The 11,686-nt window shown below is 58.6% G+C and carries 15 protein-coding genes; 3 read left to right on the forward strand and 12 right to left on the reverse strand.

The genetic code is table 11. From position 1 onward, the window contains the following. Positions 1-6: 6 nt before the first annotated feature. The 7 genes from HW090_RS06885 to rplM form a co-directional block, all read right to left on the reverse strand. Positions 7-408, reverse strand: coding sequence for a ClpXP protease specificity-enhancing factor (locus HW090_RS06885; protein ID WP_179112817.1), 402 nt, complete (start codon positions 406-408; stop codon positions 7-9). Beyond that, a complete protein-coding gene (locus HW090_RS06890; RefSeq protein ID WP_179112818.1) occupies positions 405-1,040 on the reverse strand; it encodes a glutathione S-transferase N-terminal domain-containing protein in 636 nt (211 codons plus the stop codon). Before HW090_RS06890 ends, HW090_RS06885 begins: the two co-directional genes overlap by 4 nt. 90 nt (positions 1,041-1,130) lie before the next feature. Continuing rightward, positions 1,131-1,943, reverse strand: a complete 813-nt coding sequence (locus HW090_RS06895) for a cytochrome c1 (protein ID WP_179112819.1) — start codon at positions 1,941-1,943, stop codon at positions 1,131-1,133. Continuing rightward, positions 1,943-3,154: a cytochrome bc complex cytochrome b subunit gene (locus tag HW090_RS06900; RefSeq protein WP_179112820.1), complete on the reverse strand. Its 1,212-nt coding sequence runs from the start codon at positions 3,152-3,154 to the stop codon at positions 1,943-1,945. Before HW090_RS06900 ends, HW090_RS06895 begins: the two co-directional genes overlap by 1 nt. Next, complete coding sequence (gene petA / locus HW090_RS06905) at positions 3,154-3,747, reverse strand: ubiquinol-cytochrome c reductase iron-sulfur subunit (RefSeq protein WP_179112821.1); 594 nt, start codon at positions 3,745-3,747, stop codon at positions 3,154-3,156. The genes HW090_RS06900 and petA overlap by 1 nt, the downstream gene beginning before the upstream one ends. 305 nt (positions 3,748-4,052) lie before the next feature. Continuing rightward, a complete protein-coding gene (gene rpsI / locus HW090_RS06910; RefSeq protein ID WP_179112822.1) occupies positions 4,053-4,445 on the reverse strand; it encodes a 30S ribosomal protein S9 in 393 nt (130 codons plus the stop codon). Positions 4,446-4,459: 14 nt separating this feature from the next. After that, entirely contained in the window at positions 4,460-4,888 is a 429-nt protein-coding gene (gene rplM, locus HW090_RS06915) for a 50S ribosomal protein L13 (protein WP_179112823.1), read from the reverse strand. Positions 4,889-5,234: 346 nt separating this feature from the next. Between rplM and HW090_RS06920 the strand changes: the two genes are divergently transcribed. Then, positions 5,235-5,924 carry an energy-coupling factor ABC transporter permease gene (locus HW090_RS06920; RefSeq protein ID WP_179112824.1) on the forward strand — a complete coding sequence of 230 codons (690 nt, stop codon included), beginning with the start codon at positions 5,235-5,237 and terminating at the stop codon, positions 5,922-5,924. A gap of 32 nt (positions 5,925-5,956) precedes the next feature. On the opposite strand, the gene yacG is transcribed toward HW090_RS06920, so the two are convergent. The 5 genes from yacG to pilB form a co-directional block, all read right to left on the reverse strand. Beyond that, positions 5,957-6,148, reverse strand: a complete 192-nt coding sequence (gene yacG / locus HW090_RS06925; protein ID WP_179112825.1) for a DNA gyrase inhibitor YacG — start codon at positions 6,146-6,148, stop codon at positions 5,957-5,959. Next, on the reverse strand, positions 6,145-6,753 hold the full coding sequence (coaE, locus tag HW090_RS06930; RefSeq protein ID WP_373416369.1) for a dephospho-CoA kinase: 609 nt from the start codon (positions 6,751-6,753) through the stop codon (positions 6,145-6,147). Before coaE ends, yacG begins: the two co-directional genes overlap by 4 nt. A gap of 75 nt (positions 6,754-6,828) precedes the next feature. Then, a complete protein-coding gene (locus HW090_RS06935; protein ID WP_179112827.1) occupies positions 6,829-7,698 on the reverse strand; it encodes an A24 family peptidase in 870 nt (289 codons plus the stop codon). Positions 7,699-7,701: 3 nt separating this feature from the next. Next, a complete protein-coding gene (locus tag HW090_RS06940) occupies positions 7,702-8,907 on the reverse strand; it encodes a type II secretion system F family protein (RefSeq protein WP_256930759.1) in 1,206 nt (401 codons plus the stop codon). A 12-nt stretch (positions 8,908-8,919) separates the two neighbouring features. Beyond that, positions 8,920-10,623 (reverse strand): type IV-A pilus assembly ATPase PilB, encoded by a 1,704-nt coding sequence (gene pilB, locus HW090_RS06945; protein WP_256930760.1) that lies wholly within the window; start codon positions 10,621-10,623, stop codon positions 8,920-8,922. Positions 10,624-10,923: 300 nt separating this feature from the next. On the opposite strand from pilB, the gene HW090_RS06950 reads away from it, so the two are divergent. Continuing rightward, on the forward strand, positions 10,924-11,094 hold the full coding sequence (locus HW090_RS06950; RefSeq protein ID WP_179112828.1) for a type IV pilin protein: 171 nt from the start codon (positions 10,924-10,926) through the stop codon (positions 11,092-11,094). A gap of 12 nt (positions 11,095-11,106) precedes the next feature. Continuing rightward, complete coding sequence (locus tag HW090_RS06955; protein WP_179112829.1) at positions 11,107-11,577, forward strand: hypothetical protein; 471 nt, start codon at positions 11,107-11,109, stop codon at positions 11,575-11,577. The last annotated feature ends 109 nt before the right edge of the window (positions 11,578-11,686 follow it).

Below are 11,686 nucleotides of genomic sequence, written 5' to 3' on the forward strand. Positions count from 1 at the left end.
GCGGCGCTACTTGACCACCTTCAGGCTTGGCCGCCCCGATGGCTTCGCTGTGGCCGCAGGCTCGGGGGTCGTATCTTCCGGTGGAGTCGGCTCGGAATCCTCCTCCACTTCGAACACCATGCCCTGGCCATTTTCTCTGGCGTAGATCGCCAGGATCGCCGCCACCGGCACGTACAACTGCTGCGGCACACCACCGAAGCGCGCCTCGAAGCTCACCGCCTCGTTATCCATGTGCATATGCCGGGTTGCCTGGGGCGATACGTTCAGCACGATCTGGCCATCCTGGGTAAAACCGGCAGGCACCCGCACCCCGGCGAACTCGGCGTCCACCAGCAGGTGGGGCGTGCAGCTATTGTCGACGAGCCATTCATACAGGGCACGCAGGAGATAGGGACGGCTGGATGTCATGAACAGAGCCTCTCTTGGCGCATATCGCGCTCGGCAGCGGAAAGACTGGCCTGGAACGTCGGCCGGGTGAAGTTTCGCTCCATGTAATCGAGCAAGGGGCGGGCTGCACGGGGCAGCTCGATGCCCAGGACCGGCAAGCGCCACAAGAGCGGCAGCAGGCAGCAGTCCACCAGGCTCAATTCATCACTGAAGAAGTACGCCCATTGCGCAAAGACCGGTGACACGCCCGTCAGGCTTTCACGCAACTCCTTGCGGGCCTGCACGCGTCGGGCTTCATCGGTATCGCGCGCCTGGATGCAGTCGACCAGCACACACCAATCACGCTGTATCCGGTGGATCAGCAAGCGACTCTTGGCCTTTTCCTGCGGATAGGCCGGCAGCAGTGCCGGATGCGGATAACGCTCTTCCAGGTACTCCAGGATCACCTGCGCATCGAACAATGCCAGCTCTCGCCCAACCAGCGTCGGCACGCCCCCGTAGGGGTTGGCTTCGGTCAATTGGGGCGGACACTGGCCCGGCCCGACATCGATGATATCGACGCTGACAGCCTTTTCCGCCAGCACGAGCCGCACACGGTGAGAGTAGTGGTCGACGGGATCGGAATAGCAGGCCAGGCGATTGACTGCGGCCATGGGCCTTCCTCTTTTCGAATTCATCAGAAGCAGAAAAACGCACGCGCCCATAAGGGCGCGTGCGGTGTAACGCGGATTATGCAGCAGCTGTCAGTGCACGTCTTTCCAGTATTCGCGTTTGAGCAGATAAGCGAACACGAAGAACACGACCAGGAACAGCAGCACATAGGTCCCGATACGCTGGCTCTCCAGCTTGACCGGGTTGGCCGAATACGCGAGGAAGGCTACCAGATTCTTCACCTTCTCGTCGTACTCCGCAGTGTTCAGGGAGCCAGTCCCCGAGACCACGGTCAGTTGGCTGCAGTCTTCATGCGTGATCGGCGTGCCGGTCAGCGGATCGAACTGCTTGCGGCCACCCTCGACGACCTGAACCTGTTTGCAGTCGACGCTCTCGCCCTCTGGCAGATGTGCCGGGATGACCTGGCGACCTTGCAGCGGCGCCAGCACGTGCGGCATACCGACGTTCGGGAAAACCGTGTTGTTGACCCCATAAGGCCGCGCCGGATCTTCGTAGAAGCTGCGCAGGTAGGAGTACAGCCAGTCATTCCCACGGACACGGGCCACCAGCGTCAGGTCGGGCGGTGCGGCACCGAACCAGACCTTGGCGTCATTGGCGCGCATGCCGATCTTCATGTGGTCGCCGATCTTGGCTTCCTCGTTGAAGACGATGTTTTTCAGCATCACGTCTTCCGGAATACCCAGGTCATTGGCCACACGCTCGTAACGCTGGTACTGGGCGCTGTGGCAACCCATGCAGTAGTTGGCGAACGTGTTCAGACCATCCTGCAGGGAGGCTTTGTCACGCAGGTCGATATCGACCTTGTCGAGATGGACCGAAGGACCGGCGGCAAAAGCGAACGCCGGCAATATTGCAAGAATCAATGCAGCGAATTGCTTTTTCATCAGCCGTCCACCCTTTCCGGAACCGGTTTGGTCTTCTCCATGCGCGTATAGAACGGCATGAAGATGAAGTACGCGAAATACAGCGCCGTGCAGATCTGCGACAGCAGCGTACGACCCGGTGTCGGCGACAGCACGCCCAGCACCCCGAGGATTACGAAGGAAACACAGAACACCAGCAGCCAGATCTTGCTCAGCCAGCCTTTGTAGCGCATGGCCTTGACCGGGCTGCGGTCGAGCCATGGCAGGACGAACAGCACGGCGATGGCAGCGCCCATGGCGATGACGCCCATCAGCTTGTCCGGAACGGCCCGCAGGATCGCGTAGAACGGTGTGAAGTACCAGACAGGTGCGATGTGTTCAGGTGTCTTGAACGGGTTCGCCGCTTCGAAGTTCGGTTTCTCCAGGAAATAACCACCCATTTCCGGGAAGAAGAACACCACGGCACAGAAGACGAACAGGAACACCACCACACCCACGATGTCTTTCACCGTGTAGTAAGGGTGGAACGGGATACCGTCCAGCGGAACGCCGTTTTCGTCCTTCAGTTTCTTGATGTCGACCCCTTTCGGGTTGTTCGAGCCAACTTCATGCAGTGCCAGGATATGCAGCACCACCAGGCCGAGAATGACGATCGGCAGCGCGATCACATGCAGGGCGAAGAAGCGGTTCAGCGTGATACCGGAGATCAGGTAGTCACCACGGATCCACTGGGTCAAGTCGTCGCCGATCACCGGAATGGCACCGAACAGCGAAATGATCACCTGGGCACCCCAGTAGGACATCTGGCCCCAGGGCAGCAGATAACCCATGAAGGCTTCGGCCATCAGCGCCAGGTAGATCATCATGCCGAAGATCCACACCAGCTCGCGCGGCTTCTGGTAGGAACCGTAGAGCAGGCCACGGAACATGTGCAGATAGACCACGACGAAGAACGCCGACGCCCCGGTGGAGTGCAGGTAGCGCAGGATCCAGCCGTACTCGACGTCACGCATGATGTATTCGACGGAGGCGAAGGCGCCTTCGGCGGACGGCTCGAAACTCATCGTCAGCCAGACACCGGTGATGATCTGGTTGACCAGAACCAGCAGAGCCAGGGAGCCGAAGAAGTACAGGAAGTTGAAATTCTTGGGGGCGTAATACTTGGCGAGATGGTCTTCCCACATTTTGGTCGCGGGGAAGCGGGCATCGACCCATTCCATGAACTTGCTCATCAGGCGTTCTCCTGGTCCACACCGATGATGATCACATCATCCGTCTCGTAGGTGTGCGGGGGCACCGGCAGGTTCAAGGGCGCAGGCTGCGCCTTGTAGACACGTCCGGCCATGTCGTATTTCGAGCCGTGGCAGGGGCAGAAGTACCCACCTACCCAGTCGGCACCGAGGTCTGCGGCGGCCACTTCCGGACGGAAGGAAGGCGCGCAACCCAGGTGAGTGCAGAGACCGACCACAATCAGCAGTTCCGGCTTGATCGAACGGACCTTCGGATCGACATAGGCAGGCTGTACCGAAGCCTTGGATTCCGGGTCGGCCACCTGTGCAGCGACCTTCTCCAGATTCGCAAGAATCTCCTCGGTACGACGCACGATAAACACCGGCTGGCCACGCCACTCGGCAACCATCTGCTGCCCCGGTTCTATCTTGCCGATATTTACCTTCACCGGTGCACCGGCTGCCTTGGCCTTGGCACTCGGGAACCACGATCCCACGAACGGGACCGCAGCGCCCGCCGCTCCTGCCGCACCCACCACAGAAGTGGCGGCTACGAGGAAGCGACGCCGGCCAGCATTCACGCCGTCATTGCTCATTCAGTCGTCTCCCATCAGCTTTTCTTATGACCTGCCAGAGCAGGCATCTACTACGTAAATCAGGCCGCTAAAAATTCGCCAAATGGTAAAGAAATGCCCCCATAAAGACAAGGTGATAAGCGGAGACCAAACGCTGCAAACCCCGTAAAACGGGGCCTCCAGCGACGCGACACGCTGTCGCATACGGCAACGATTTCCCTGCGACGACAAAGGAAAGCGCAAAAAGCATGAGCCGTTACGAAGAATTCGCAGGCATAAAAAAACGCCCGACTCCTTCCGGAGCCGGGCGTTTTTTACAAGCGCTATTAACGCTTGGAGTACTGCGGACGCTTACGCGCTTTACGCAGACCGATTTTCTTACGCTCGACTTCGCGAGCATCGCGAGTCACGTAACCGGCCTTGCGCAGCGGGCTGCGAAGAGTCTCGTCGTATTCGATCAGTGCACGGGTGATACCGTGACGGATCGCACCGGCCTGACCGCTCACACCACCGCCGAGGACGGTGACGTAGATGTCGAACTTCTCGGTGGTCCCGGTCAGCTCGAGAGGCTGACGAACGACCATACGAGCAGTTTCGCGACCGAAGAAGTTATCCAGTGCGCGGTTGTTGATGGAGATCTTGCCAGTACCCGAACGCAGGAAAACGCGAGCGGTTGCTGTCTTGCGACGGCCTGTGCCGTAATTTTGAGTCGCCGACATAATGAACTATTCCGTTAAATCTTCAGTTCTTGGGGCTGCTGAGCGCTATGCGGGTGGTTAGCACCCTTGTAGACCTTCAGCTTACGATACATGTCGCGACCCAGCGGGTTCTTCGGCAGCATGCCTTTGACCGCGGTCTCGATCACGCGCTCGGGCGCCTTTGCGATCAACTTCTCGAAGTTGATCTCTTTGATGCCACCCGGGAAACCGGAGTGAGAGTAATACATCTTGTCGGACGTCTTGGCGCCGGTTACACGAACCTGCTCGGCGTTGATGACAACGATGTAGTCACCGGTATCAACGTGAGGGGTGTACTCGGGCTTGTGCTTGCCACGCAGGCGGCTAGCGATTTCGGTTGCCAGACGACCCAGGGTCTGGCCGGCAGCGTCGACGACGAACCAGTCGCGCTTGACGGTTTCCGGTTTAGCAGTAAAAGTCTTCATTCGTTATAGCCTCAGGGGCCGCCTGAAAATTAAGACGGCAAATCTTACTGAATAGTGCTCGCCCTGACAAGGTCAGGACAGCCGGAAACAGACGCTATCGGGGGCTCGGGTCTGTGCGTCCGCCACGGCAAGTGTTCGGTAGGCTAGGCATCCCCTACCTGATTTCCCCGACGAGCTAGGCATCCCCGCCAGGAAGGTTGCGGAATTATCCGGATTACAAGAGAAATAGCAAGTCAATTCCCAAGACGATTCGCACGCCCTCGGACTCGCACGGCTACGCCCCCATCTTCCATACCACCTCCACCAGAGCGACAATTCCCGCCCCGTCACGATCACAGAGCACCGCATGATAGCTGCCGACCTGCTTGCCCAACCCAGCCTGGTGACAGGGTGGTGCATCTATGCCGTCGCGCTGGCCTGGGCGGCAAGAGAGGTTTCGTGGGTAGAGCTGTTCAGCGATACCCGTCGCCAGCACTTGCTGTTCGGTACGATGCTGGCGCTGTTCCTGTTATGGCTGGTGCGCCGCGACTTCGAGTCCGGCCTGTCCTTCCACTTCATCGGGATGACCGCGGTCACACTCCTGCTTGGCTGGCCACTGGCAATACTGGCAGGACTCATCGCACAACTCGGCATCGTCGTCACGGGCCACCAGCAGTGGGCCGCCATCGGTATCAACGGCACACTGTTGATCCTGATCCCGGTCATCGTCACGGAGCTTTGCGCCCGCCGTGTGGAAAAGGCCCAGCCCCGCAATCTGTTCGTCTATATATTCTTTTGCGGATTCTTTCCCGCCGCGCTGACCGCCCTGCTGTGCATACTCGCCTCACTGGGCATTCTGCTACTGGACGGGCGTTACCTCATGCCACCCTGGCTGGAGGATTTTGCAGGCTATCTCTGGCTGATCATGTTCCCAGAAGCCTTCATCAACGGCACGGCCGTCACGGCACTGGTGGTGTTCTATCCGGATTGCCTGGAAACCTTCAACCGCACGCGCTACCTGCAAGCCCCCTGGAAAGATGACGAGCCTTCGCATTGATTGCCGGCGGACCGCTGGAGGCTGCCTACTGATTAATGGCGCAGGGATAAATCCCCGGAAAACACTTCATCCTCCAGCTCATCGCCAGGAATCGCATGCTTCTCCGAGGCCCAGGCGCCAAGATCGATGAGTTTGCAGCGTTCAGAGCAGAATGGACGATGTGCACTGGCAGCACTCCACTCGACTGGCGCACTGCATGTCGGGCATTGAACCCTGGTCGTCATTGCGTACCTCCGCGCAAAGTAAGATAGAAAGCATGCAGACGCTCTACTTCTGTCTGTAGCCATGCCATGTCACGGTCATTCACCAATACATCATCCGCATGACGCAAGCGTTCGTCACGACTGGCCTGCGCGCTCATGATCGCCCGCACCTGCTCTTCACTGGCACCATCCCGCCGCATGGCTCGCTCCAGTTGCAAGGACTCGGGCACATCCACGACAAGCAAACGATCGACCCGCCGGTGCAGCCCCGCCTCCACCAGCAGCGGAGAAACCATGATGGCGTAGGGCGAACGTGCCAACGTCAAATGGTGCTCGACCTCCTCCCTGACCAGAGGATGCAGCAACCCTTCCAGCCAGGCCTTCTCCTGTGGCGCCTGGAAGATGATGGCACGCAAGGCAGAGCGGTCCAAGTGACCATCGGCTTGCAGGACTCTGTTGCCGAAATGTTCGACGATTCGCGCCAACGCAGGACGCCCTGGCTCAACGACCCAGCGTGCGGCCTGGTCAGAATCGACCACGTGTACGCCAAGTGCACTAAAGCGATCAGCCACGGCACTCTTGCCACTGCCAATACCACCTGCCAGTCCCAGTACCCAGGGCTTCATGTCACAAGACTCCATACCAGATCGATGACCACGTGCCCATGGTCCCACAGGGCCATGGGCAGTCCACGTCATATTTCACAGACCGGCCAGGCGCAGGTACTGCGCACTGATCCAGTCGCCCCATAGCAGGGTCACCCAGCCTGCAAGCGCCAGGTAGGGACCGAAAGGGATCGGCGTGGACGTATTGGCATTGCGCAGCCGCAGCATGATGGAGCCGATCACGGCGCCAGAGAGTGCGGACAAGAGAATCGTGGCCGGCAGCACCTGCCAGCCTCCCCACGCCCCCAGCATCGCCAGGAGCTTGAAGTCACCATACCCCATGCCTTCTTTGCCCGTCGTCAGCTTGAACAGCCAATAGACTGACCACAGGCTCATATAACCGATCACAGCCCCCCACAAGGCTTCATGCAAGGTGGCGAACAGGCCAAAACCGTTGACGATAAGGCCCAGCCACAACAGCGGGAGTACCAACGCATCGGGCAGTAGCTGATGCTCCGCATCGATCAGGCTCATGCTCAGCAACCCCCAGGTCAGCAGCAGCATGGCACCTGCCTGCCAGGAGAAGCCGAAGTGCCAGGCGATGATGCCCGACAAAAACGCACAGAACAGTTCCAACAGAGGATAGCGGCAGCTGATTGGCGACTTGCATGCCGAACAGCGCCCCCGCAGTACCAGCCAACTGATCAGCGGTATGTTCTCCCACGGACGAATGGCATGCGAACACTGCGGACAGCATGAACGAGGCTGCATCAAGTTAAAGGGCGCAACCCTGTCCTCATCATCTGGCAGACCAAGGAACTCCCTGGCCTGGGACTGCCACTCCCGCTGCATCATGATCGGCAGGCGATGGACAACCACATTGAGGAAGCTGCCCACCAGCAAGCCGAGCACGACAGCACAGGAAACGAACGCCAGCGAATCGCTGGCCAGTAGATCAAGAATCATCGGTCACCCAATTACATTGCCCAACTGGAAGATCGGCAGATACATGGCAATGATCAAACCGCCAACCAGAATCCCCAGGACAGCCATTATCGCGGGCTCCATCAGGGTCGTGAGATTATCCACCGTATTGTCGACTTCCGACTCATAGATGCCGGCAGCTCGGTCGAGCATCTCATCCAGTGCCCCCGCCTCCTCGCCGATGGCGACCATCTGCACCATCATGCCTGGAAACACGCCGACACGGCGCATGGCCCAATGCAGTTGCTGCCCTGAGGTGACATCCGCACGTACGCCATCGACCGCGTTGCGAAATACCACATTGCCAGTAGCCCCCGCCACTGAAACCAGGGCCTCCACCAGCGGCACACCAGCAGCAAAAGTGGTTGCCAGGGTTCTGGCATAGCGAGCCACGGCAACCTTGCGAAGAATCGCCCCCAGGACCGGAACCTTCAGCGAGAAACGTTCTTGCATGTGCCTGACGGAAGTGACATGCCCATGAAGGTAGCCATAGATGAAGCCACTCAGGATGAAGATGGCCAGTACCAGATACCCGCTTTGTCGTAGCCCATCGGAAAGCCCCACGATGAATAGCGTGAATGCCGGTAATTGCGCGCCGAAATCGGCAAACACCGCCTCGAACTGAGGCACCACTTCGATCAGCAAGAGCAATGAAACGAGCAAGGCCATCACGATCACGGCTAGCGGGTAGACCATGGCACGACGAACCCGCCCCTTCAGCAGTTCACCGCGCTCCTTGTAGACCGCGAGGGTGTCCATCAGCACATCCAGCGTCCCTGACTGCTCCCCCGCCACGACCAGGTTGCAGTACACGCCATCGAAGTGCTCGGGCCACTTTTGCAAGGCACCAGAGAAACTGTTCCCGCCAGCAATTTCCTGCCGAATTTCCTGCACCAGCCCACTCATTGCAGACCGGCCGAAACATTCGCCTACGCTCCCAAGTGCCTGCAGAAGCGGCACCCCGGCTTTCACCATGATCGCCATCTGACGAGTGAACAATGCAATGTCCCGTGGTGAGACCCGCCGCCTCGTATTGAAAAGAGGCCGAGGCTTTCTCCTCACGCGCAATGAGCGAACCCCCTGGCTGCGCAATCGCACTCTCGCCAGCATCGCGCTCGCCTCGGACACTTCCCCACTGAGTCGCGTGCCCTGGCTGTCCGTGCCTTCCCAGTGAAAAATCCGATTTTTCAAGCAACCTCCGGCCTATCCCATTACTCGATTCACTTCAGACAGGCTGGTAACGCCTTGCATGACCTTCAGCAGGCCGGCAACGCGCAGGCTGTGAAAGCCTTCTGCCGTGGCCAGGGCGGCCATCTCGATGGAGTTGCCTCCTCGCATGATCAACTGCTGCAACTCGGGAGTGATCCGTACGACCTCATGTATGCCGGTTCGCCCCCTGTAACCGTCCCGGCATTCACTGCAACCCACGCCTTCGAAAAGCGTGAAACATCCCATGCTCTCAGGCGGGAAACCCTCCTGAAGCAGCACCTCCTGTGGCAACGATATTTCCCGCTTGCACGTGCACAATCGGCGTACCAGGCGTTGGGCGACGATCAGGCTGACCGCTGCGGCGATGTTGAAGGCCGGGATGCCCAGGTTGCGCAGTCTTTCCAGCGTTTGCGCGGCACTGTTGGTATGCAATGTGGACAGGACGAGATGGCCGGTCTGTGCCGCCTTGATGGCAACTTCCGCTGTTTCCGGATCGCGAATCTCGCCCACCATGATGACATCCGGATCCTGCCGCAGGAGTGCACGGGATACCTGGGCAAAGCCAAGCCCTTGGCGCGGATTGATATTGACCTGGCAGGTACCGTCCAGGCTGATCTCCACCGGATCTTCCACCGTCGATATATTCAGGCTTCCGGTGTTGAGCGTAGCCAGCCCGCTGTACAAGGTTCTTGTCTTGCCAGAGCCGGTGGGGCCGGTCACGAGAATCAGCCCCCGTGATTGCCTCAATGCCGACAGGTACAACCGCTGTTGTTCTGCCTCCAGCCCCAACTCATCGACACCCAGACAGGAGAGGGAGGCATCGAGTATGCGTATCACGATTCGTTCGCCCCAGAGGGCTGGCAGGGTGCTGACGCGCATGTCGACGGGGCGCCCATCGGCCGCGTCCAACCTTGCCCGGCCATCCTGCGGCCGCCGACGCTCCGCGATATCCATACCGGCCATGACCTTCAGGCGTGTCGATATCCTGCTGGCCAGAGACATCGGAGGTCGTGCCAGCTCATACAGAAGCCCATCGGTACGGCAACGTATCCGGTAGTACTTCTCATGCGGTTCGAAATGCAGATCGGACGCCCCCTCCTTGACAGCCCGAAGCAGGACATCCCGTACAAGGCGCACCGCAGGCGCATCCTCAGAGCCATCCGGAGGTATTTCCCGTGCATCATCCGAGATAGCCAGAGAATCCGGCTCAGCACCGAGGTCAGCCCCGGCGGGAGCATAAAACCGGTCCAAGACCCTACTGAGCAGTTCGTCGTCGACCAGCACGGTCTCCACGCACAACCCCGTACAGAACTGAATGTCGCTGATAGCCTGGTGGTTTGCAGGGTCGGAGACGGCCACACGCAGGCGATTACCCTGCAACTGCAGTGGTAGCACGCGGTGCGTCCTGGCCATTTTCTCGCTGACCAATCCAGCGGGAGCGTGCCCCATGTCGAACAGGTCGAGATCGAAGCAAGGCATTCCGAAAGCCCTGCCGGACAACAGCATCAACCGCTGGCTATCGACCAGACGGTGCCGTGCAAGCCAGGCAACCAGTGATATTCGCTCACGATCCGCCTCTTTCTGAGCTTGCCGTATCTGCTGCTCATCCAGCAGCCCTGATTCGATCAACTCGCATGCCAAGCCGGTCAGAGCAATACCCGGCTCCACTGACTCGTCTTTATGTCGAAAGACGTCCATTTCTTCCTCCCCGCTCAAGGGCACAAGGTTTTAGCGTACATATATCTTCCAGACCAGCACGTTTGTCATAGGGACATTCTGAAAAAGCCGTTCACCGTCATTCCGTCCCCTCAGGAATAAATACTTATTTAAAAGCCATCCTGAGTAACTCCAGCAAAGCGCAAACGAATACTAACCATCAAATAGTCAGAAAAAATGAGAACCAGGTCACAAGAATAAAAACCTGCCCTGCAAATTTTTAATCACCGATGTAAAACATACAGAAACCAGGCACGCACATGACCGGCAAGGAGCCACACCATGGACAAAGGTTTCACCCTGACAGAACTCATGATCGTGGTATCCATCATTGGCGTTCTCTCTGCCATCGCCATTCCGCAGTTCAATGAATACCGATCCAGATCCAACGATACCGTCGCAACGGTCGATGCGCGGAACGCCATTAATGCAATGGCCGCCGCCCAGCTCTGAGGAAGCATCCAGATGAAAGCCTCCATGCCCTTGATGGCCACAGTACTCATGACCCATCTATCAATTGCGTCAGCGACCCCTATTTCATCCGGGGTTCCTATCCAGGCAGGAAATGCCGGCTGCGAACTGCTGTCGGAAGCCGTGACCATCAACCTGTCCAGCAATGTCTATGGCGCCTATCACTGTGACCTGGACAATAACGTCATCCGTATCGCCACCTGCCACAAGGCGGGCAGCCGCAAGAAAAGCACAGTCAATTGCGCCGTCGTCAACGTGAACAACGGTGTCAACGAGTGGAATGATGCAAGCTGCAGCGATGCAAAAGCCGAGGCCGCTGCCAATGGCGGCGCAGCGCACACGTTCGAAACGAACGACAAGGGCAAGGCGTTTTCCGTGTCGACATCAGGCGGGATAGTGGGGGCCGTAAGCCTGGACGCAGCCTGTACAAGTGCGACGGCTCTGGAAGCGGTTATTGGGAATTGAAAGTCCTGCCTCAAAAACTAACAGCACCAAAAGAAGATTTGGCAGGAGCACTGCAAATTACAAAAAACAATACAGGTCAAGAAATTGGGAAGCGACACACCCAGAGAAG

The organism is Pseudomonas sp. ABC1, assembly GCF_013395055.1.
Lineage (GTDB): Bacteria > Pseudomonadota > Gammaproteobacteria > Pseudomonadales > Pseudomonadaceae > Stutzerimonas.